The sequence below is a fragment of the Bradyrhizobium sp. SPXBL-04 genome (assembly GCF_051853035.1).
Lineage (GTDB): Bacteria > Pseudomonadota > Alphaproteobacteria > Rhizobiales > Xanthobacteraceae > Bradyrhizobium > Bradyrhizobium zhanjiangense.
Genome location: NZ_CP182472.1, coordinates 5914591 through 5936653 on the forward strand (window position 1 = coordinate 5914591; position 22063 = coordinate 5936653).

Annotated in this window: 21 protein-coding genes; 9 read left to right on the top strand and 12 right to left on the bottom strand. The window is 63.7% G+C overall.

The window, feature by feature from the left end:
- Nucleotides 1–11: 11 nt before the first annotated feature.
- Entirely contained in the window at nt 12–899 is an 888-nt protein-coding gene (locus tag ACNJX8_RS28115; RefSeq protein WP_439357476.1) for an alpha/beta fold hydrolase, read from the top strand.
- 2 nt (nt 900–901) lie between these two features.
- Here the strand turns inward: ACNJX8_RS28115 and ACNJX8_RS28120 are convergent, their stop codons facing one another.
- The gene (locus ACNJX8_RS28120) at nt 902–1378 is read right to left on the bottom strand and encodes an L-2-amino-thiazoline-4-carboxylic acid hydrolase (RefSeq protein ID WP_249760552.1); all 477 of its coding nucleotides are present in this window, start codon (nt 1376–1378) and stop codon (nt 902–904) included.
- A 123-nt stretch (nt 1379–1501) separates the two neighbouring features.
- Here ACNJX8_RS28120 and ACNJX8_RS28125 point away from each other — a divergent pair, with 123 nt between their 5' ends.
- Nucleotides 1502–1615, top strand: coding sequence for a hypothetical protein (locus tag ACNJX8_RS28125; protein ID WP_439361994.1), 114 nt, complete (start codon nt 1502–1504; stop codon nt 1613–1615).
- Here ACNJX8_RS28125 and ACNJX8_RS28130 read toward each other — a convergent pair.
- From ACNJX8_RS28130 to ACNJX8_RS28145, 4 genes are all read right to left on the bottom strand, one after another.
- Complete coding sequence (locus ACNJX8_RS28130) at nt 1612–2844, bottom strand: ABC transporter permease (RefSeq protein ID WP_439357477.1); 1233 nt, start codon at nt 2842–2844, stop codon at nt 1612–1614. The two genes, ACNJX8_RS28125 and ACNJX8_RS28130, sit on opposite strands and share 4 nt — an antisense overlap.
- The gene (locus ACNJX8_RS28135) at nt 2844–3563 is read right to left on the bottom strand and encodes an ABC transporter ATP-binding protein (RefSeq protein WP_439357478.1); all 720 of its coding nucleotides are present in this window, start codon (nt 3561–3563) and stop codon (nt 2844–2846) included. The genes ACNJX8_RS28130 and ACNJX8_RS28135 overlap by 1 nt, the downstream gene beginning before the upstream one ends.
- A complete protein-coding gene (locus ACNJX8_RS28140; protein WP_128944823.1) occupies nt 3560–4732 on the bottom strand; it encodes an efflux RND transporter periplasmic adaptor subunit in 1173 nt (390 codons plus the stop codon). The genes ACNJX8_RS28135 and ACNJX8_RS28140 overlap by 4 nt, the downstream gene beginning before the upstream one ends.
- Before the next feature lie 189 nt (nt 4733–4921).
- Complete coding sequence (locus tag ACNJX8_RS28145; RefSeq protein WP_128935000.1) at nt 4922–5305, bottom strand: hypothetical protein; 384 nt, start codon at nt 5303–5305, stop codon at nt 4922–4924.
- Between the two features lie 378 nt (nt 5306–5683).
- On the opposite strand from ACNJX8_RS28145, the gene ACNJX8_RS28150 reads away from it, so the two are divergent.
- The 4 genes from ACNJX8_RS28150 to ACNJX8_RS28165 all read left to right on the top strand — a co-directional run bounded on the left by ACNJX8_RS28150 (nt 5684) and on the right by ACNJX8_RS28165 (nt 8403).
- Nucleotides 5684–6628, top strand: coding sequence for a metallophosphoesterase family protein (locus ACNJX8_RS28150; RefSeq protein ID WP_439357479.1), 945 nt, complete (start codon nt 5684–5686; stop codon nt 6626–6628).
- A gap of 14 nt (nt 6629–6642) precedes the next feature.
- Nucleotides 6643–6978, top strand: a complete 336-nt coding sequence (locus tag ACNJX8_RS28155) for a cupredoxin domain-containing protein (protein ID WP_439357480.1) — start codon at nt 6643–6645, stop codon at nt 6976–6978.
- Nucleotides 6979–7093: 115 nt separating this feature from the next.
- On the top strand, nt 7094–7642 hold the full coding sequence (locus ACNJX8_RS28160; protein ID WP_439357481.1) for a sigma-70 family RNA polymerase sigma factor: 549 nt from the start codon (nt 7094–7096) through the stop codon (nt 7640–7642).
- Nucleotides 7639–8403 (top strand): anti-sigma factor family protein, encoded by a 765-nt coding sequence (locus tag ACNJX8_RS28165; RefSeq protein WP_439357482.1) that lies wholly within the window; start codon nt 7639–7641, stop codon nt 8401–8403. The genes ACNJX8_RS28160 and ACNJX8_RS28165 overlap by 4 nt, the downstream gene beginning before the upstream one ends.
- A gap of 155 nt (nt 8404–8558) precedes the next feature.
- Here the strand turns inward: ACNJX8_RS28165 and hpnO are convergent, their stop codons facing one another.
- A complete protein-coding gene (gene hpnO / locus ACNJX8_RS28170) occupies nt 8559–9950 on the bottom strand; it encodes an aminobacteriohopanetriol synthase HpnO (RefSeq protein WP_128935004.1) in 1392 nt (463 codons plus the stop codon).
- A gap of 140 nt (nt 9951–10090) precedes the next feature.
- Between hpnO and ACNJX8_RS28175 the strand changes: the two genes are divergently transcribed.
- Nucleotides 10091–10717 (top strand): DUF2147 domain-containing protein, encoded by a 627-nt coding sequence (locus tag ACNJX8_RS28175; RefSeq protein ID WP_249760546.1) that lies wholly within the window; start codon nt 10091–10093, stop codon nt 10715–10717.
- Here ACNJX8_RS28175 and ACNJX8_RS28180 read toward each other — a convergent pair.
- Nucleotides 10685–13273, bottom strand: coding sequence for an MMPL family transporter (locus tag ACNJX8_RS28180; protein WP_439357483.1), 2589 nt, complete (start codon nt 13271–13273; stop codon nt 10685–10687). The two genes, ACNJX8_RS28175 and ACNJX8_RS28180, sit on opposite strands and share 33 nt — an antisense overlap.
- A gap of 463 nt (nt 13274–13736) precedes the next feature.
- On the opposite strand from ACNJX8_RS28180, the gene ispH reads away from it, so the two are divergent.
- Nucleotides 13737–14663, top strand: a complete 927-nt coding sequence (ispH, locus tag ACNJX8_RS28185; RefSeq protein WP_128944830.1) for a 4-hydroxy-3-methylbut-2-enyl diphosphate reductase — start codon at nt 13737–13739, stop codon at nt 14661–14663.
- Between the two features lie 35 nt (nt 14664–14698).
- Nucleotides 14699–15859 (top strand): adenosyl-hopene transferase HpnH, encoded by a 1161-nt coding sequence (hpnH, locus tag ACNJX8_RS28190; protein ID WP_128935007.1) that lies wholly within the window; start codon nt 14699–14701, stop codon nt 15857–15859.
- A gap of 351 nt (nt 15860–16210) precedes the next feature.
- On the opposite strand, the gene ACNJX8_RS28195 is transcribed toward hpnH, so the two are convergent.
- From ACNJX8_RS28195 to hpnC, 5 genes are read right to left on the bottom strand one after another with little or no spacing between them, the layout of a single operon-like run.
- Nucleotides 16211–16960: a phosphorylase gene (locus ACNJX8_RS28195; RefSeq protein ID WP_164934534.1), complete on the bottom strand. Its 750-nt coding sequence runs from the start codon at nt 16958–16960 to the stop codon at nt 16211–16213.
- On the bottom strand, nt 16957–18924 hold the full coding sequence (shc, locus tag ACNJX8_RS28200) for a squalene--hopene cyclase (protein ID WP_439357485.1): 1968 nt from the start codon (nt 18922–18924) through the stop codon (nt 16957–16959). Before shc ends, ACNJX8_RS28195 begins: the two co-directional genes overlap by 4 nt.
- A 51-nt stretch (nt 18925–18975) precedes the next feature.
- A complete protein-coding gene (gene hpnE / locus ACNJX8_RS28205; protein WP_128935010.1) occupies nt 18976–20244 on the bottom strand; it encodes a hydroxysqualene dehydroxylase HpnE in 1269 nt (422 codons plus the stop codon).
- Nucleotides 20244–21083 (bottom strand): presqualene diphosphate synthase HpnD, encoded by an 840-nt coding sequence (hpnD, locus tag ACNJX8_RS28210; RefSeq protein ID WP_128935011.1) that lies wholly within the window; start codon nt 21081–21083, stop codon nt 20244–20246. Before hpnD ends, hpnE begins: the two co-directional genes overlap by 1 nt.
- Nucleotides 21073–21957: a squalene synthase HpnC gene (hpnC, locus tag ACNJX8_RS28215; protein WP_439357486.1), complete on the bottom strand. Its 885-nt coding sequence runs from the start codon at nt 21955–21957 to the stop codon at nt 21073–21075. Before hpnC ends, hpnD begins: the two co-directional genes overlap by 11 nt.
- Nucleotides 21958–22063: the final 106 nt, after the last annotated feature.

Consider the following 22063-nt stretch of genomic DNA (forward strand, 5'->3'; position numbering starts at 1 on the left):
ATCTTGCCACAATGATCGATCCGCACCGCTTTTCCATCGGCCCGGCCGGCTCCGAGATCGCCATGCTGCAGTGGGGCGAGCGCGGCAAACCGGCCGCCCTCCTTCTGCACGGCACCGGTTTCGTCGCCGACGTCTGGGACGAGGTCGCGCGCGAGCTTGCATCGACCTACACGGTCTATGCGCTCGACCGCCGCGGCCACGGCGCCAGCCACAAGCCCGGCGCATATCACTTCCTCGATTACGCCGACGACGTCTGCCGGGTGATCGATGCGCTGGAGCTGCGCGACATCTACGGCATCGGCCACGGCGCGGGCGCGACCGATCTCCTGCTCGCCGCTCGATTGAGACCGGACCGCTTCACGCGCCTGTTCGTGATGGAGCCGACCGTGATGAACCCGCGCGCGGCGCGCGATGCGTCGGCGGGATTGAGCGAATGGGCCGCCGCCGGCGTGCAAGGCGTGCTGCGGCGCCAGGCCGAGTTCGACAGTTTTGAGGCGGTCTTCAAGCGCTACCGCGCCGCGCCGGCGTTCGCGGATTGGACCGAGACCTCGCTATGGGCCTATGTGAAGAACGGCTTCGCGCCTCTGGAGAATGGCCGGGTGCGGCTCTGCTGCACGCCAGAGATCGAGTCAGCGATCCTGCGGCCGATCTTCGAGGCAATGGACCAGATCTACACCGGCGACGCCCGCGGAAACCCGTTCGCGCGGCTCATCGAGATCGATTGCCCAGTGCGCGTGACGACCGCCGAGGCCTCGGGTGCGATCTACAAGGAGATGGCCTTGCGCGCCGTGTCACTCATTCCGTGCGTCAGCACGCAGGCCTTCGCCGGCATCGGCCATTGCGTTGCGCAGGAAGCGCCGGCCGTCGTGGTGCGGGCTGTGCGGGAATTTTCGGCGTAGCGCTACGACCGCTTGCGAAACCTGAAATCGCAGCAGGCTCCGCCCTCCATGATCGTCTGGCTTCGGGACAGTTCGAGTTCGTCGTTGAAGCCGGCCAGCATGGCATGATCACGATTGCAGTGGACGCGAATGCCGAGATCAGCGAGACCCAGCTCCTTGTAGAACGCGGCGTATTGGCAGCGCGTAACGTTGAAATCGAGGTGATCGTCGGACTCCGAGACCACCTCGACGTCCATGCTGCCGCCGCCCGCCCAGAGCTCCTGTGCCACGGTTCGCAGCGACGCAGTCGTCTTGCCGTAGGTTGCTGCCCATCTCGCGCCGTCCTCGGCGGCGAGCCTGCGGATCGTTTCGTCAACGACTTCGCGCATTGCGCTTTGACCGAACCGGTCACGCAATACCTGAATGAACGGGATCAGCACGCGCCCTTCGATCTTCCGGCGCTGCAGGTGACTGATAACAACTTCGCTCGCATCAACCATTGTCGCTCACCTGTTTCATGGTTCGGTGGGAGCTTGTTTCACGCCGCCATCCCCGGATCAAACCAGATCTTCTGACGTGTTGACTGAGATTTTCTATGCCGTGAAAATTGGTGTTTCCGTCACCTGAGTTTCAAGCGGGCATCCGACGAGCTCTGCGTCACGCCCGGAGCCGTCAGCCAGCAGGTCGAGAGTCTTGAAGCGAGCCGGTGCAGCTGTTCGAGGGGTTCGTCCTTCTAACCGGACCTTAGTAACGCCGCCGGATCCAAGCGCGCAGCCCGCTCGGCCGGCAGAAGACCGAAGATAATGCCGATGAGACTGGAGCAGGCGACGGCGACCAGCGCCATCCCTGCGTTGAACTCGACGGGCCAGCCCAACGCGGAGGGCACAACGCGCGTGCAGGCGTAGCCGACTACGAGACCCGACAGGCCGCCGATGGTGCAGAGGAGCACCGCTTCCATCAGAAATTGTTTCCGAATATCTTGTGGCCGGGCGCCAAACGCAAGGCGAATGCCGATCTCATTGAACCGTTCGGTCACCGATACGAGCATGATGTTCATCACGCCGATGCCACCGACCAGGAGCGAGATTCCCGCAAGCGCGGATACCAGCAACGTGAACTGGCGATAGGTCCGATCGCGCGTCTGGGCGATCTGGATGAGGTTCTGAATCCGGAAATCGTCGTCCTTGTGTCCCATGATCTTGTGACGCTGCCGCAGGACGCGGGCAATCGCACCTCCCACCGCTGCCATTGACTGGGTGGAATCGGTCTTCACCAGAATCGTATGCACGGCATCCGGATTGGCTTGACTCCGTCCGGTGGCGAAGATTCTTGCGGACGACAGGGGAATGAAGATGACGTCGTCCTGGTCGCGGCCGGTGAAGTCCTGCCCCTTCTCGGCAAGCACCCCAATCACGACATATGAAGTGCGGTCGATACGGATGAAGCGGCCGAGCGGATCGCTATCGCGGAACAGTTCGCGCGCGACCGTACCTCCGATCACCGCGATCTTTGCGACTGATGCAACCTGATCCTGATTGAACAGCTGCCCCTCCCCTATTCGCCACCCACGGGCTTCAAAAAACTCCGGGGTCACGCCGGCAACAAGGGTTGACCAATTCAAGTCTCTCGCGATGACCGTCTTTTGTCCGCCCACGAATGGCGCCGCAATGACAACGTCGGATACCTCGCGAGCAACCGCGAGCGCATCGGTTGTCGTCAGCGACAGGACGGTGCCCGCCTGCTGTCGCACGCCTTGCGCGTTTTGCGCACCGGGCTGCACCAGCAATAGATTCGATCCAAGCGAATTGATCTGTCTCGAAATCTCGGCACGCGCCCCTTCCGCCACGGCGACCACGATCAGCACGGCGGCAATGCCGATGACAATGCCCGTTATCGCGAGAACAGAGCGCAATATGTGCGCACGTATCGACTGAAACGCCAGATAGACGTAGCCGAGCGATCGCATCAAACCTCCGCGATGGTCGAAGTTGAGGACGCGCCGAGAGATATCGAGTCGCCGACGATTGCGCCGTCCCGGAGCCTGATCGTGCGCTGCGCGCGCCCCGCGACTTCGGCGTCGTGGGTTACAAGCATGACCGTGAGGCCGCCACGCCGGAGTTCGGCGAGTATCGAGAGGATGGTATCGCGTGTGTTCGTATCGAGTGCCCCGGTCGGCTCGTCGGCCAAGAGAAGGTCGGGTTCGTTGACGATCGCACGCGCGACGGCGACTCGCTGCTGCTCACCGCCCGAGAGCTGGCTAGGCATATGCTGCATCCTGCTGCCGAGACCGACCCGCTCGAGCGCAACGCGTGCCCTTGCGATCGGATTGCGCAGCCCGTCACGCCGATAGAACAAGGGCAACCCTACATTCTCGAGTGCGGTCAGGCGTGGCAACAGATTGAAGTTCTGAAACACAAAACCGAAGCGCCGGTTTCGCAGTTCGCTCAACCGGCGCCTTGACTGCGCAAGTACATCCTGACCGTGAAGAAAGTAGCCTCCGGAGGAGGGTCGATCGAGGCAGCCTATGATCGAAAGCAAGGTGGATTTTCCTGATCCGGACGGGCCCACGACGGCAACGAACTCTCCCGGATCGATTTGCATGGTTATGTCCGACAGCGCGTGAACGCTTTGGCTGCCGAGCCGGTGTCGCTTGTGGATATGGTCCAGGATGACGAGCGATGTCATGGCTTGCTACGATAACCGATGGCGACCCGCTGACCGATTTGGACGTCCTCCGACAGGATCTGGGTCAGAGAGTCGCTGGTGGCGCCCAATGAGACCGAGGCTGGGTCCAGATGGCCGGACTTCGTACGGATCCAGATCACTCCCTGTCCGGGGCCGCGATCGGTTGCGCCGTCCCGTACCGGGCGAAAGCTGAGTGCGGCATTGGGAACAACCATCACATCGTGTTGCTCTTGAACTACGATGCGAACATCAGCCGTCATCCCGGGAAGCAGCAGATCTTCTGGATTGGGCGCCGAAATCATCACGGTGTAGGTCACCACGTTTTGTACCATCCGTGCTGCCTTCCGGATCTCGAGTACGCGGCCCTCGAAGGTCCGTCCCGGATAGGAATCGACACTGAACAGCGCACGCTGGCCGGTTCGCACCGCGCCAATGTCGGCCTCGCTGACGGACGCACTGACGCGCATGTCCGACAGATCCCGCGCGATGGTGAAGAGGGTCGGCGCCTGGAGGCTTGCAGCCACTGTCTGGCCAAGCTCGACGCTGCGCCGGATGACTATTCCATCGATCGGCGACTTGACGGTGCTTCGTTCGAGATCAAGTCGAGCCCGTTCGAGGGAGGCACGCGCAACCATCACACCGGCCGCGCGTACCTGCACGCGCGCCTGCGCCGCGGACAATTCAGCGCCGAGCGAGCGAGCCGTCATCTGCGCTCGCTCGGCGTCGCGTTGGGAAACACTGCCGTTCTTGCTGAGTGAGCTCTTGACCTGAAGATCGCGCAACGCGTCATCGTAGTGCGCCTGCGCGCCATCGACGGCTGCCTTGGCCTCCTCGTGTTGTGCGAGCGCGACGGTGAGCGAGGCTTCTGCTTCCTTGACCAAGACTTCGAAAGTGGCGCTGTCGAGTGCAGCAAGGGGCTCGCCGGCCCGAACGATGGAATTGTGGTCGGCCATCAGCTTGGCGACCTGCCCCGAAAGCTGCGAGCTGACCTCGACGGTATCAACGGCTTCGAGCGTTCCGGCAGCGGTGACGTTCTGAATGACGTTGTCGCGGGCAATGCTAACATAGCGCAGATCATCATGGTCGCCGCCGGCAGCTGTGAGCGAGCTGTCCGGAGCCCACAACGGATAGGCAGCGGCAACCACGCAGCCCCCCAATGCTGCGCGCATCAGAAGGCTTCGGGGCGATGTCAATTGATTATCCGTGCGAATGATAATTTCGCCGCATTAGCTCTTGCGGCGCTCCACGCTGAACGTTGCCCCCTCGTTGACGATGCCGCAGGCGGCGTGATCAGACCAGAAGAGCTGAGACTGAACGCGCCGCTTCTGGCCCGCCCCGAAGCGATCGCAGTGGCTGGATTAGGGCACCGAAGGGCTGCCCGTCGGCACAGTCTTCGTCCCGCTCTGCGCTGGCGGAGGCGTTTTAAGCATCTTCACCCCGGTCGTCGTATCCGTTGCCGGGACGGTATGGTCCTCGCCCTGAAATACGCTGCCTTGACCTGGGACTTCGTCACCCGGTCGACCCGGATTGTTGAGTCCATTCAGGAATGGTTGGCTTTCTTGGCCGGGGGTATTCGACAGTCCGCCCGCAGCCACGGCGGTGAACAGATGGTCTGCTGCATAGCTCGGGCAAGAGACTGCAAGCAGTGATGCGCCTGCCGCAAGGATCGCGAGTGTTCTCATCATCATCAACTCCTCTTCAGTTGCGTTCGCCAAGGCGTCAAACTCGGCAGCCTGCGTCATTGGCGAACCTTGAATTCAGTTGATCTCCAGCTGTTCCTATTCTTGCGATGCGAGCTCACCTTCGAGCGAGTTAGTTTCTGACACCGAAGTCAGTCTCGTCGATTCGCGGATGATTGCTGCGGCTGAATGCTGCATCCTGATCGTTGCACAAGCACCAAGAAACGACGGCCTGGCAACGGCTTCCACAGCGCGAGATGGTTGCTCAGCTGCGCCACCATTGGCGTCCCGCGGTGCGGAGACCACCTGTTTCGGGGTAAACCGGTTCTCGGAAAGTTGATTAGCCGGTCCCGATCCATTCTATCTGGAGCCCGGGAATAAACCCGCCCCTCTCCCGATCACCTCGCGGCAAGCCCAATTTCGGGCCAGAGGAGATGCGCGATGAGCGGACACGACCATGGCGAAGACGGCGTCAACCGCCGCAAGGTGCTGGAATGCATGACCTGGGCGGGCACCGGGGTGCTCTGGACCATCACCGGCGGGGTGCCGCGCTCGCTGGGCATCATCGATACCGCGCAAGCCGCAACCGCGGCTGCGCCCGGCATGACCTTCCTCCAGATCAGCGACAGCCATGTCGGCTTCGACAAGCCGGCCAATCCCAACGCGCTCGGCACGCTGGAGGAAGCCGTGGGCAAGATCAATGCGATGCCGATCAAGCCGTCCTTCATGATCCATACCGGCGACATCACCCATTTGTCGAAGGTCACCGAGTTCGATAACGCCGAACGCATCATCTCGCAGACCAAGCTCGACGTGCACTACGTGCCGGGTGAGCACGACTTCATCGACGAGGAGGTTAAGCTCTATCGCGAACGCTACGGTCGCGGCACCAAGGGGCACGGCTGGTACTCATTTGATGCCGGCGGCGTGCACTTCATCGGCCTCGTCAACGTCGTCGACCTCAAGGCCGGCGGCCTTGGCAATCTCGGCGCCGAGCAGCTCGCCTGGCTCGAAGACGATCTGCGCGGCAAGTCGAAATCGACGCCGATCGTGCTGTTCGCCCATATCCCGCTTTGGACCGTCTACCCGCAATGGGGCTGGGGCACCGAGGATGGCGGCCGCGCACTGGAATACGTCAAGGGTTTTGGCTCGGTCACCGTGCTCAACGGGCACATCCATCAGGTGATGCAGAAGGTCGAGGGCAACGTCACCTTCCACACCGCGCGCTCGACCGCCTTCCCGCAGCCGGCGCCGGGGGCCGCTCCCTCGCCCGGGCCGATGAAGGTCGAGGACGCTAGACTCCGGTCCATGCTCGGCGTTGCTAGCATCAACTTCAAGCAGAACGAGCAGCGCCTCGCCATCATCGATACGCCGCTCCAGGGCTGAGAGAAAGGCTGATCATGAAGACACTTAATCGCCGCGACTTCGGAGTCGACTTCGGTCTCGCTTTGGCCGCGGCCATCCTGCTGCCCGCAACGACTGCCCGCGCCGACGACATGGAGGTACATATCGACAATTTCGTCTTCCAGCCGGCCGAGCTCAAGATCAAGGCCGGCACCACCGTGACCTGGACCAACCGGGACGACATTCCGCACACCATCGTGTCGGCCGGCAAGTTCAGGTCCAAGACCCTGGACACCGACGACAAGTTCTCGTTCACCTTCACCAATGCGGGCGATTACAAATATTTTTGTTCGTTGCATCCGCACATGACGGGGATGATCAAGGTTGAGTAACATCTCGAGCCGAGACATCAACGTCTTGCCCGGCCGGTGGTCCCACGCCGGCCGGGCTCGGACGTCTTCGATCGCGGCAGAAGAAGCAGCAAAGCAAGAGGCAAAGCGAGGAGCGATGCCCGCCACCGACGATATGCAGAAGACGCAGCGCTTCCGCGAAGCGGCACTGCCCCATCTTGACGACGTCTACACGCTCGCGCGCTACCTTCTGCGCGATGCCTCCGACGCCGAGGATGCGGTGCAGGAGTGCTATTTGCGCGCGCTGAAGCACTTTGACAGTTATCGCGGGCCGGCGATGAAACCCTGGCTGTTCGCGATCCTGCGCAACGTCTGCAACGCAGAATATGCGCGGCGGGCGCACAGGCCCAGCGCGATCGAGGATACACCCGGCGCCGCGGAGCAGACGCCGATCTGGCAGGAGAGCGAGGCAAGCCCGGAAACCGAAGTGCTGCGCAGCCGCGATGCCGGCGCGATCCGCAAGCTGATCGACACGCTCGCCGAACCGTTCAAGGAGACCTTCGTGCTGCGGGAGATCAACAATCTGTCCTATCGTGAAATCGCCGAGACGGTCGGTGCACCCATCGGCACCGTGATGTCCCGCCTCGCCCGCGCCCGCGCCATGCTGCGGGCGGCCTGGACGGCGGAAGAGGAGCGAGCAAGATGACCTGCGACGAAGCAAGAATCCTGCTTCACGCGCTGCTCGACAATGAGCTCGATGCCGGCCATGCGCGCGAGGTCGAAGCGCATATCGTCAGCTGCCCGGCCTGCGCCGCCGAGCTCGCCGCGCAGCGCGAAATGCAGCGCGTGCTCGCCGACACCGATTTGCGCTACACCGCGCCCGCGAGCCTCCGCGCTCGGATCGAGGCGTCACTGCCGCAAGCACAGCACCAACCGACTCGCCGCTCCTTGCTGCGCGGCTTTGCCATGGGCTCGGCCGTCTCCGCGCTCGCCGCCTCCGGCGTCGTCGCATTGGTACTGCGCCAGGATGATCAGCAGCGCATCCTGTCGGAGGTCGTCTCCGCGCATCTGCGCTCGCTGCAGGCCGGCCACCTCACCGACGTGGTCTCGACCGACCAGCACACGGTCAAGCCGTGGTTCAACGGCAAGCTCGACGTCGCCCCGCCCGTGATCGATCTCACCGCGCAGGGCTTTACGCTGGTCGGCGGCCGGCTCGACTACATCGACGCGCGCGCCATCGGCGCGGTCGTCTACCGGCGCCGGCAGCACGTCATCAACCTGTTCGTATCGCAGACATCGAACGTGGAATATCGCGCGCCGAAGACCGAGACCATGCAAGGCTTCAACTGCCGCCGCTGGGGCAATCGCGGCCTGAATTTCTGGGCCGTCAGCGATATCGCCGCCGACGAGCTCGCCGAGTTCGTCGACAAGTTCGAGGCGGCGATGAGGGCGAATGTGGAGGGGTAGATTCACCCCGCACCGTCATTGCGAGGAGCTCGCGGCAAAATTGCGCAGCAATTTTGCGCTGAAGCGACGAAGCAATCCAGACTGCCTCCGCCGAGATAGTCTGGATTGCTTCGCTTCGCTCGCAATGACGAATGCCGAGATGGCTCGGCCAAAAATCAGGCCGACCGTCTCACCGCGTTGTCCACCAGGGTCTTGCCCAGCGACCAGATCGCGCCGGGGACCTTGTGGCTGCCGGCGATGACGTCGTCGAAGGCGCGCTCGATCCAGCTGCAGTCTTCCTCGGTGATGGTGAGCGGCGGCAGCAGCTTGATGGTGTGACTGCCGTGGCCGGCGACCTGGGTCAGGATCTTGTGATCCTTGAACAGCGGCACGGTGATGAGCTGACAGAACAGGCCCTTGTTGGCAGTCTCCAGCACGTTCCAGGAGGCACGCAGGCGCAGCGATTTCGGCGGGCCGAACTCGATGCCGATCATCAGACCCTTGCCGCGGACTTCCTTCAACAGTTCGTAGCCGGGCACCATGCGCGTCAGCGCCAGGCGCAGCTCGGCGCCGCGCTTGGCCGCGGCCTCAATCAGCTTCTCGGACTCCATGACGTCGAGCGTGGCGATGCCCGCCGCCATCGCGAGGTCGTTCTTGGAGAAGGTGGAGCCGTGCACCACCGCACGGTCCATCTGATTGAAGATCTTGTCGAAGATGCTCTTGCGCGTCAGCACCGCGCCGACAGGCACGTGGCCGCCGGACAGCGACTTCGACAGCAGCACAATGTCGGGCTCGACGTTCCAGTGCTCGACCGCAAGGAAGCGGCCGGTGCGGCCCATGCCGGTCTGGATCTCGTCGGCGACGAACAGCGTGCCGTATTTCTTGCAGAGCGCGGCCGCGCCGGGCAGGAACTCGTCGGTGGGCATGTTGACGCCCTTGCCCTGGATCGGCTCGACGACGAAGGCCGCGACCTCGCGTGAGGCCAGCGCCTTTTCGAGCGCAGCCAGATCGTTGAACGGGATCGGGGTGCAGCCCGGCAGCAACGGCTCGAAACCGGTGCGGAAGTTCGAGTCGCCCGTGAGCGACAGCGCGCCATAGGTCAGGCCGTGATAGCCGTGGGCGCAATAGACGATGCCGGGACGGCCGGTCGCGCCGCGCGCGAATTTGATTGCTGCCTCGACGCATTCAGCGCCGGAATTGGCGAAGAACGCCTTGTCGAGATAGGGGACGTATTTCAGAAGGCGCTCGGCGAGCACGCCGGCGAGCGTCGAGACGTCGAACTGGACGAGGTTCGGCAGGTCGGCATCAAGCACGCTCTTGAGCGCCTCGCGCATGACCGGATGATTGCGCCCGATCGCAAACACGCCGAATCCGGACAACAGGTCGAGATAGCGCGCGCCCTCGCGGTCGTAGAGGTACTGCCCCTGCCCCTTCTGGAAGCCGACATCGTAACCGATGGTCTTGAGAACCCGAACGAACTGCTCGTTCAGATACCGATTATGCAGGGCGCTGCGCTGGGCCTGACGGTCCGCGAAGAGCTCAGACATGTCTGGATTTGGACTGTGCATCCGCTACATACTTCGGTTGAGGGCCGTCTAGTCAACTGAAAACGGACCGCTATCGAAACGGTCTGTGCGGCCTTTTGCCCTTTTTCGGACCATCTTCGCAAGCACAGCTTTAAACCATGTTGCACTGCCAAGGAACTATCATGCGTTTAGCCCTTTACACCGGAATAATACTGGCTGGCGGTTACACCTGTCTGACCCCCGCGCTCGCCACAGACCCGACCGGCGACTGGCGGGTCGCCGACGGCGTCGCCAACATCCGTGTCGCCCAATGCAGTGGCAGCATGTGGGGTGCCGTCTCCTGGGAAAAGCAGCCCGGAGGCCGCGACGAGAATAACCCGGATGTGTCAAAAAAGAACAGGCCGACGCTGGGCATGCCGACCCTGATCGACATGAAGAAGAAGCCCGGCGTCGATCAGTGGGAAGGACAGGTCTACAACGCCAAGGACGGCCAGCTCTACAGCGCGACCATCACGCCGGCCGGGACTGACCAGCTCGAAATCAAGGGCTGCGTGATGGGCTTTCTCTGCGGGGGCGAGACCTGGACCCGGGTTGGTCCGCCGATCCCCTTGAGCCCCGCCAACGCGATGGCCAAGGGCGCGCCGAAGTCCACCGGCGCGGCACCGAAAGCCCAGGGCACGACGGGCGCCACAGCAGCTGCCCCGGCAGCCCCGAAGGCCGCCGGCGCGGTCAAGCCCGGTCAGAAGGGCGCCGCCGACCCCGTCGGCGACATCTGCCTACTCCCTGAGATTGCGGGGTTTGCCCATTAGGGCCGGCTGGAACAGCAGCACGGCGGCAAGCGTCGTTACCAGCGACAGTGCGAGCAGCTTGCCCATGCTGGACGTGCCGGGATGGCTGGACAGCCACAGGCTGCCGAACGCAGTCGCCGTCGTCAGCGCGCTGAAAAAGATCGCACGCGTCAGGCTGGTCTGCAGCAGATTCGTCCTGCCCGAGCGCCACGCCACGACATAATAGATCTTGAAGGCGACGCCGACGCCGAGCAGCAGCGGGAATGCGACGATGTTGGCGAAGTTGAGCGGCAGGCCGACCAACACGCAGATCTCGAGTGTCACCGCGCCGGCAACCAGAAGCGGCACCAGCGTCATCAGCACGTCGACGAACCGCCGCAACGTGATCCACAAGAGCAGGCCGATCACCAGCAGTGCATAGACGCCGGCGTGGATGAACGCCTTCACCACGGTGTCGCCGGATTTCAGGATCGAGACCGGCCCGCCGATCGCGGTCGGCTCGGCCGCGAGCACGGCCGCGGCAAACTTGCGCAGCGTGTCGTTGTCGTTGGGATCGCCCTTGGGCAGCGCCTCGACGCGGATGACGCCGTCCTTGCTCTTCCAGGCGCTGACGAGATCCGGCGGCAGCGACTTCAGGGTCACCGGCTCGGCCTGCAGCGCGTTTTTGAGCTGGTCGAACACGATCTTCATCGGTGTGACGAACACGTCCTGCGCCTTGTTGCGCGTGGCCTCATCGGAATTAGCGAGCTTCTCGAGCGCATCGGCCAGCCGGCGCGAGGCGAGCGCACCCGGTCCCTTCGCATCGCCCGCGGTCCGGCGCAGATTGTCGACCGAGGATTTCAGCGCTTCGACGTTTTCCTGGTCCGACGGCGCCGCGTCGATCTGGTCGGGATTGAGCGCGGGGTTCAAGACCTTGGCGCCCTGCGCGAGCAGCTTCAGTTTCGGCGGCTGGTCCTGCGGCACGAAGCTGTCGAGTGACATCACCCGCAATACCTCGGGCACCTTCTCCAGCTTCGCCTCGACCTGCTTCGCCTGCTCTTCCGACGTCGTCATCACGTTGATGGCATTGGCGCCCGTGTTGGGATCCTTGCGCAGGTCGAGGAAGGTCGCGATCGATTCGGCATGCGGATTGCGCAGGTTCATCGGGTTGAAGTCGAACTTCATGAAGTAGAGCAGCGGCAGGCCGCCGAGCGCCAGCAGCAGCGTGCCGCCGACGATCAGCACGCGGTGCTTTTCGAGGAAGTGATCGAGCGGCGCCAGGAAGGCGTAACCGACGGGCTCCGGCTCGCCGGGCGGGTTCAACAGCTTCAACAGCGCCGGCAGCACGGTGATCGACGAGAGGAACGCGACCAGCATGCCGACGCCGGCGATCTGGCCGAGCTCGGAGATGCCCTTGTAGTCGGTCGGCATGAAGCAGAGGAAGCCCGCGGCCGTTGCCATCGCCGCGAGCGACAGCGGCACCGCCGAGCGTTTGGCCGCCAGCACCAGCGCGCCCGAGAGATCGTCGTACTTGTAGCGCTCGGAGCGGTAGCGGACGCTGTACTGGATGCCAAAATCGACGCCGAGGCCGACGAACAGCACCGCAAACGCGATCGACAGCAAATTGAGCGAGCCGACCATCATCAGACCGGCCGCGGTCGTGATCGCGAGGCCCACGAAGAGATTGACGAAGACCGCGAAGATGATCTTCGCCGAATGCAGCGCCAGCCACAGGATCAGCAGCACGACGAGAACCGTGCCGATGCCGTTGACGACGGCGCCTTCCTGGACGGTCGCGTATTCCTCGTTGGCGATCGGGACCGGGCCGGTCAGCCGCACCCGCGCCTGGTATTTGGTCGGGAAATCCAGATCCGCTGCGGCCTTGCGGATCGCGTCGGTGGCGCCCTTGCCCGGCTCCAGCGCGTTGTAGTCGAGGATCGGCTTGAACTCGATGAAGGCGCGCTTGTCCGAATCCTTCAACGGCTCGTCGCTGACGAGCTCGCGCCAGGAGAAGCTGGCATTGCCCTTGTTGAGCACGGTCTCGACCGTCTGCGCGATCAGGTTGAAGGGCCGCTCCGTGTTGTCGAGCTTGACCTGGCCGCGCTTGACGCCGGCAAGTCCGGTCTCGAGCGCGCCGGTCAGGCCGCGGATCGAGGGGTCGCCCGCCATGATCTCGATCAAGGGCGCTGCCGAATCGAACTGACCGGTGATCTTGCCGACCTCCTCGGTCGGCAGGAACAGCAGGCCATTCTTCTCGAAGAACTCGCCGCTGCCGAGCTGCTGCATCGATTGGAAGTTGGTCTTGTCGTCCTTGAGCTTGGCAAAGAGCGCATCCGCTGCCGCGCTCGCCATCTCGGGCGTCTTGGCTTCGACGACCGCCGTGATGGTCGCGTCGCGGTCGAAGGCGCGGTCGAACTGCTGGTCGCGCTGGCGCCAGTCCAGATTCTGGGCAATCAGCGAATTGATGTCGGTGTTGATGGCGAAGTGGCGCGCAGCGTAATAGCCCGCTCCCACCGACAGCAGGAGCCCGAAAATGACGACGAGGGAGGCAAACCGGGTACAGGCCCTGACGATGGCAACAACGACGCTTTGCAGCACTTCTTTTCTTTCTGCGGTTAACAGCTTGCCGGAAACGCCCGCTGTTTATCGGAGTTCCCGGGCGAAACCTATTGCTGTTTGAGTGGTTCTCGCCGCGACAAGGTTCGAGGTAAACGGCGGAGGACCCGCGGCAAAATCATGCGGGGCGGTCGGTATAGCCGGGGAGTTGAGGCGGGAAAGTGACGAAAGAGTGAGCCAAATGTCGCCATGTTGCTCACCGGGAATGACCTACCAAAATACCATCGAACTGCCTTTCTCTGGGAACTCAAGGAGCGTTCGACTTCCCTTGCTGCCGATTTTTTGACACAAAGTATTGCGCCTCCATGCGCCGGAGCCCAAACGGGGGTGGGTGGCTACCCGCTGCGCGAGACCAATGGTGCGGATATTGCACCTCATTGGTCAGTAGCGAGGTGCTGCCGGGAACTTTGAAGCGGATTGATGCAACTTGCGTGATGGGCGTCCAATGGAAGTTTATCTGGCGCAGCCGCGCGGCTTCTGCGCGGGCGTGGTGCGTGCGATTGAGATCGTGGAACGGGCCCTGGAGAAGTACGGTCCGCCCGTCTACGTGCGCCATGAGATCGTGCACAACAAATACGTGGTCGAGAGCCTGAAGAACAAGGGCGCGATCTTCGTCGAGGAATTGACCGAAGTGCCGCCGAAGGCGGTGACCGTTTTCAGCGCCCATGGCGTCGCCCGCAGCGTCGAGGAAGAGGCCGCTGCGCGCGATCTTCCGGTGCTGAACGCCACCTGCCCCCTGGTCACGAAAGTTCACAATCAGGGGAAACGCTACATCACCAAGGGCCGCACGCTGATTCTGATCGGCCATGCCGGCCATCCCGAGGTCGAGGGCACGATGGGCCAGGTCCCGGGGCCAGTGCAGCTTGTTCAAAGCGTTGAAGAGGTTAACGCCCTGACGCTGCCGGCGGATACGCCAATGGCCTACATCACCCAGACCACCCTGTCGGTCGACGACACCAAGGACATCATCGCGGCCCTCCACGCCCGCTTTACAGATATTCAAGGTCCGGATATCCGGGATATCTGCTATGCGACACAGAACCGCCAAACTGCGGTAAGGGATTTGAGCAAGCTGGTCGACGTGATCTTGGTGGTGGGCGCTGCCAACAGTTCGAACTCGAACCGGCTCCGCGAAATCGGCACCGAAGCCGGCGTCGCGAGTTATTTGATTGCCGACGGCAGCGAGCTCAATCCGGCGTGGTTGAAGGATGCCAGGACCGTCGGCGTCACGGCCGGCGCTTCGGCGCCCGAGGTACTCGTGGATGACGTGATTGAAGCGATGCGGCGGATCGGACCAGTGAAGGTCTCGGTGTTGCCGGGCCGCGAGGAAAACATCGAATTCCGGCTTCCGGCCCAATTGGCTGCGAGCTGACTCACCCGAATTCAAAGCCCAGAAAGAAACTTGTAATGGCTATCCCGTTCTTCAAGGAAATGCGTATCGGCGGCTATTTGCTCAAGCAGAAACTGCTTGGCCGCAAACGCTATCCGCTCGTGCTGATGCTGGAGCCGCTGTTTCGCTGCAACCTCGCCTGCGTCGGCTGCGGCAAGATCGATTATCCCGACGCGATCCTCAACCGCCGCATGACGGCGCAGGAGTGCTGGGATGCCGCCGACGAATGCGGCGCGCCGATGGTCGCGATTCCCGGCGGCGAGCCGCTGATCCACAAGGAGATCGGCGAGATCGTGCGCGGCCTCGTCGCGCGCAAGAAGTTCGTCTCGCTCTGCACCAACGCGCTGCTGCTCGAGAAGAAGCTCGATCTGTTCGAGCCCTCGCCGTATCTGTTCTTCTCGGTGCATCTCGACGGCCTGCGCGATCACCATGACAAGGCAGTGTCGCAGAAGGGCGTGTTCGACCGCGCCGTCTCCGCGATCAAGGCGGCCAAGGCGCGCGGCTTCACTGTCAACGTCAACGCCACCATCTTCGACGGCCATCCGGCCGAGGAGATCGCGAAATTCCTCGACCTCACCGTCGAGCTCGGCGTCGGCGTCTCGATGTCGCCGGGCTACGCCTATGAGCGCGCGCCGGACCAGGAGCACTTCCTCAACCGCACCAAGACCAAGAAGCTGTTCCGCGACGTCTTCGCGATGGGCAAGGGCAAGAAGTGGAATTTCATGCACTCCGGCCTGTTCCTGGACTTCCTCGCCGGCAACCAGGAATACGAGTGCACGCCGTGGGGCATGCCCGCGCGCAACATTTTTGGCTGGCAGAAGCCCTGCTATCTGCTCGGTGAAGGCTACGCAAAAACCTTCAAGGAGCTGATGGAGACCACCGACTGGGACAGCTACGGCACCGGCAAATACGAGAAGTGCGCCGACTGTATGGCCCATTGCGGCTACGAGCCGACCGCGGCCACCGCAGCCCTCCACAACCCGCTGAAGGCGATGTGGGTGTCGCTGCGCGGCATCAAGACGTCGGGCCCGATGGCGCCGGAGATCGACATGTCCAAGCAGCGCCCGGCGCAGTACATCTTCTCGGAGCAGGTCCAGAAGAAGCTCTCCGAGATCCGCAAGGACGAGGCTGCTGCCGCGCAGGCGAAGGCCGCGCAGAAGGCTTCGACCGCCGCGTAAGCGCGCTGGTCGGCACCAACGAAAAAAGGCCCGGTCGCGAATCGCGACCGGGCCTTTTCTTTTGTTCAGCTCAGGCGCCAGGGGAAGAGCAGCGCGGTGCGTAGGCGAGGCCCCTTCGTTCCTCGCGTGGCCGGCTCAGGAGCCCTCCTGCAAAAAAGTGAAAAACAACCCCATGCACAGTAGAAACGCAGCCGGCGAACGGCGCCGGGCGATGACAGCGGAGAGTGGGACGCTTACTGCCTCCGCATAGTCATTGCGAGCGGAGCGAAGCAATCCAGACTGTCTCTGCGGAAACAACTCTGGATTGCTTCGCTTCGCTCGCAATGACGGGAGAAAGTGCGCCTACCCCGCTCAGGCCGCCTCGGAGACCAGGGCCTCGCTGCCGACCAGCTCGGTGCCGATCAGGTAGTCGCGGCAGCCGCGCAAGCTACGCAGGGCGCGGTTGAAGTCGAGGCCGGTCGAGACCAGCGCATGCAGCGTCGCCGGGTTGCGCACGATGCCGCGCAGCACGGCCGCAAGGTCGATCTGGCCGTTCGGCTTGATCGCGGCGCGAGCGAGTGCCGGCAGCGCACGGTGGGCGGGGTCGCTGATGACGCGGACCGCGGCAAAGGGCAGTCCGGCCTCGGCGGCATAGGCGGCCGCGATATGGCTTTCCATGTCGACGGCCGCGGCTCCGGTCTCCGAATGCAGCGCCGCCTTGCAGGAGCGCCCGGTGACCACTTCCTCGGCACCGGCGAGGCTGCCGCGCACCACGCGGCGGCGTCCCGAGGTCAGGCGTTCGATGAGATCGTCGCCGAGCGACAGCCCGGCGGCCCAGCGGGTGTCGCCGGACAGCACTTCGGTTGCCAGCACGACGTCGCCGGAGCGCAGCGTCGGGTCGAGCCCGCCGGCCACACCGAAGGAGATCACGCCGCGAATCGTCTCGGGATCTACCACCGTCAGCAACGCCCGCAACTGGGTCGGGCTGCTGGATGAACAGATGACCGCCATTCCCGGCCCGGCTGCAATGCGGGCCTCCTGAACCAGTCCAGTCACGATCAGTATCGGCCGCGGGTCGATGGCATTACCCGCGGTAAAATAGTCCCCCGTCCCCAAAGTCACATTCCGACCCCTACCACCCTGCTGTTGGTGTTCCGCAAGTTCCGATACCGCGCCAGCGCCCACAGCGGGAAGAACTTTGGGTAACCATGATACCGTAGATAGAAGACGCGGGGGAAGCCTGTGGCGGTGTACCGCTGCTCGTCCCACAGTCCTTTTTTGTTTTGTGTTGCAATCAGGTACTCCACCCCGCGGGCGACGGCAGGGTGATCAACCGCGCCTGCCGCCATCAGGGCAAGCAAAGCCCATGCCGTTTGCGAAGCAGTCGAGGGCGCGGCCTCCCAGCCCTTGTAATCCAGGCGGTAGCTGACGGCGTCCTCGCCCCAGCCGCCGTCCTCGTTCTGGATCGAGGCCAGCCAGGCCGCGGCTTTGCGAATCATGGGGTCCTTGTGGTCGACGCCAGCCATGTTGAGGGCAGAGAGCACGGACCAGGTTCCATAGATGAAGTTCATGCCCCAGCGGCCGTACCAGGAGCCCTCCGGGTGCTGGGTCTTGCGGAGATAGGCAACGCCATCGGCCACCTGCTTGCTGGACTTCTCGGTCTCGCCGAGTTGGGCCAGCATCGAGATGCAGCGCGCGGTGACGTCCTCGGTCGGCGGGTCGAGCAGCGCGCCGTGGTCGGAGAACGGAATGTTGTTCAGGTAGTATTCGAGATTGTTGACGTCGAAGGCGGCCCAGCCGCCGTCGTCGCTCTGCATGCCCTCGATCCACTCCCGGCCGCGGGCGATCGCGGCGTCATAGCCGGTCACCCCGTGCTCCCGGCGCATGCGGTCCATCGACATCACCACGACAGCGGTGTCGTCGAGATCGGGATAATGGGCATTGTTGTACTGGAAAGCCCAGCCGCCCGGACGCACGTCGGGCCGCTTCGCCGCCCAGTCGCCCTTCACCTCGAGCTCCTGCTTCGGGATCAGCCAGTCGAGGCCACGCTTGGCGGCCGGCACGGCTTGCGCATTGCCGGCTTCCAGCAGCGCATGCGCAGTCAACGTCGTATCCCACACCGGCGAAACGCAGGGCTGGCAATAGGCTTCGTCGTCTCTGATTACGAGCAGCTTGTCGATGCCCCGGCGCGTGATCGCGCGCGGCGGATAATTCGCGTCCTTGCCGAGCGCGTCGTACATCATGACGATGTTGGCCATGGGCGGATAGATCGCGCCCATGCCGTCCTCGCCATTGAGCCGCTCCTCGATGAAGGCGAGCGCCGCATCGATCGCGCGCTTGCGCAGGCTCTTGGGAAACATCGGCTCGATCACGCGCAGAATCGCATCGAGCGAGCGGAACAGCAGGAACCAGGCCATGCTCTGGTGCGGCGCCTTCGCGGTCATGCCGATCGAGCGCGGATCCTGCAGGAACAGCTCGTCGATGCCGATCCCTTTCGGATTCTTCGCGCGAGGCTTCAGCGCGGCGATCACCATCAGGGGCACCATAGTGGTGCGCGCCCAATAGGAGATCTTGTTGAGGTGGAACGGCGACCAGAACGGCAGCAGCACGATCTCGATCGGCAGCACCGGCACCGCGCTCCAAGTCACCACACCGAATGTCGCGAGCAGGAAGCGGGTGAAGACGTTGCTATGAATCGCACCGCCGCGGGCATGAATGGCCTCGCGCGCACGCACCATGTGCGGGGCATCGATGGAATCGCCGATCATCTTCAGCGCGAAATAGGCCTTCACGCTGGCGCTCATGTCGAACTCACCGTCATGCACCAGCGGCCAACCGCCATGGGCACCCTGGACGCGGCGCAGATAGTTGCCGATCTTGGCCTCGAGCACCGAGTCGACGGGCTCGGCTAGATAATGGCGCAGCAGGATATACTCGGCCGGAATCGTGCAGTCGGCCTCGAGCTCGAACACCCAATGGCCGTCCGGTTGCTGGAAGCCGAGGACGCCTTGCGTTGCCGATGCAATGCTCGATTCCAAGCTGCTCGGATCCAGGGCTTCGCGGCTGGTCGCGTTCACGGAATCCATGTCGCTCGATTGCTCCGATAGTCGATTGAAATTGACCGGGACATTTGCCCGTCAGGGCCGCTGTGCGGCGAGAATCAGATCGGCGGCGCGATCGCCCGATCGGACCGATCCCTCGATGGTTGCAGGCAATCCCGTAGCAGTCCAATCCCCGGCGAGGAACAGGTTTTTCAGCGCGGTGACCGGCGCCGGACGCAAGGCATTCTGCGCCGGCGTCGCGGCAAAAGTGGCGCGGCGCTCGCGCACGATCTGCCAAGGGGGCAATTGAGGGGGCAGCTCACCGGAGAGGCCGCCGGCCTTGCAGACGTCGTCCCAGATCGCCTGCGCGAGCTCCTCGCGCGGCATGTCGACCAGGCGGTCGCCGTTGCTGATGGTGACGGAAAGCCGGTTCGGGAACGCGAACAGCCATTCCACCACGCCGCCGATCACGCCAAGGATCGGCGCAGAGCCCGGCGGCGGCTCAAAGCGGAAATGCGCGTTCACGATGGCGCGGAATTCGGTCGGCGTCTTCAGGCCGGGCAGCAAGCTCGCGGCAGCGCGCGGCGGCACCGCCATCACGATGACGTCGCCCTCGCTGAGCTGGATCACGTCCTCGCCGCCGAAATTCAGCGCACCAACCTTGCCGTCACTGGTTGCAAACGAACGCAGCTCATGGCCGAGCTGAACCGTGTGGCCGCGCTCAGCCAAGAATTTCACGGCAGGCTCGATCAGCACGGCGCTGAGGCCGTCGCGCGCGATCAGGGGACGGCAGGCCTGTCCGCCCGCGAGCAGCGTCTCGCGCACGATCGCGCCGGCGAGCCCGGCCGAGCCCTCGGGCGGATCGACGTTGAGCGCCGCGAGCAGCAGCGGCTGCACCAAACGCTGATAGAGGATGCCCTCGCAAGGAATCGACTTGCCGACCAGCGTCTCCTCCGACGCCCAGACCAGCGGCGCCAGCTTGAGATAATCGGTGAGGCCGGTGTCGGGCACGCGGCGGCTTTCGTCGAGAACCCAGGTCGGCAGCCGGCCATCGCCGAGGTCGATCTGCCAGCGCTGCCCGGTCTTGATGTCGACGAAGGGAAACTGCGCGCGCTCGGGGCCGACAAGGCCGGCTTCGGTGCCGATCGCGCGCGCATAGGCGCGCGCATGGCTGTTGCCCGACAGCAGCAGATGATTGCCATTGTCGATGGTGAGATTGGTGGCGCCGTCGAAATAGGACCGGCAGCGGCCGCCGGCCTGATGTGTCGCCTCGTGCACGGCGACCTTGAAGCCGGCATTGGCGAGCCGCACGGCGGCGGAGAGGCCGGAAATTCCAGCACCGATGATGTGAGCTGTCTTTTGCATCAGATGAAAGCGTAACGGAGCAGGATCAGAATGCGTGTGATCTTCGACACACGCACCGGCTCGCGCGGCGCGTTGAAGCCGCGCGCGATCAGGAGGTCCAGAATGGAATGATAATATTTCGACATGATCCGCGGCGCGCGCACGGTGCGGCGCTTGTTGCGGTTCATGATCTCGTCTGACTTCTCGAAATGCGATTTCGCACGCTGCGTCAGCGGCAGGCAGACCTTCGGCAGCGCGCGCTCGGTGATGACGCGGCTGGGATCGTCGGAGGTGATGCCGGCATGCAGCAGCGCCTCGCGCGGCAGATAGAGCCGGCCGAGGCCAGCGTCCTCGTCGATGTCGCGCAGGATGTTGGTGAGCTGGAGCGCGCGGCCGAGATGATGGGCGAGCAGGATGCCGTCTTCTTCCGGCAGGCCGAACACCCGCACCGACAGGCGCCCCACGGCACTGGCGACGCGATCGCAGTAGAGATCGAGCGTCGCCATGTCGGGCGCGCGGATGTCCTGCGGCACGTCCATCTCCATGCCGTCGACGATGGCGAGGAAGTCCTCGCGCTTCAGCCCGAAGGTCTTCACCGAGGCGACGTAGTCCCTCAGCCGCGGCGGCGGATTGCCCTGATAGAGCGCATCGATGTCGTTGCGCCACTGCTGAAGTGCGGCGAGCCGCTCCTCGCGCGGGCCGTCGGAATCGGCGATGTCGTCGACCTGACGGCAGAAGCTGTAGATCTGGAACATCGCTTCGCGCTGGTCATGCGGCAGGATGCGCATCGCGGCGTAGAACGAGCTGCCGGACGCGGTCGAGCCGTAATTGGCGCCGGGCGAGGTCGCCTCAAGCGTCATGTGCAGTCCCCGGTCTGGAAATGGCCTTACGTCCGATGGCGCGACGGCCGACTTCGCCGATCATGCCGGCGAGGCTGAAGGTGAGCAGCTCGAGCTTGTTCAGATGCACGCGCTCGCGCAGGGGATCGCGTACCTTGAGCAGGCGCACGATGCGATCGGCATAGGCCTGGATCACCGAAATGTCGACGCCGAGGCGGAAGTCCCTCACCTCCGCGCTGAGCGACTTGCTCTCGTTCAGCAGCGCTTCGTTGCGCACGGCGAGCGCCTGAAGGCAGGCCAGCATCGCCGGCGGCGACTGCGTCAGCCCGAGCTGCTCGACCGAGGCGCCGCTCGCAGCCAGCGCATCGCGCGGCAGATAGACGCGGTTGAGCTCGCGAAAATCCTTGCCGCAATCCTGGAGGTGATTGTTGATCTGGAGCGCCGCGCAAAGCGCATCCGAGGCAGCCCAGGTCGACGTGCTCTCGCCATGGACATCGAGCATGAAGCGGCCGACCGGCATCGCCGAGTAGCGGCAATAGTGGATGACGTCGTCCCAATTCTCGTAGCGGAGCTTGGTCACGTCCATGCGGAAGGCGATGAGCACGTCGAGCGCATGGCGCGGCGCCATGCCGCGCTCGGCCAGCGCACGGCGCAGGGTGACGGCTTCGGCCTGGGTGTCGCCCTTGCCGAGCAGTTCCGCCTCGAGCAGGTCGAGATAAGCGAGCTTCTCGTCGGGCGGCAGCGTCGCATGGTCGGCAATGTCGTCGGCGGTGCGGACGAAATTGTAATACGCCAGAATCAGCGCGCGATGACGCGGATGAATGATCCAGGACGCGACGGGAAAATTCTCGTCGCGGTCACCCTTACCGGATCGCAATTCGCTCGCAGAGGTCATCGAGGGCTGGTTTACAATCGTTTGGACAGGAAGGGCTTTTTCACTCGCGCGGGCTCATGCCAGCAGTGCCGCCGCGGCCCCCATATAGGGGAATACGGCCGCAAAA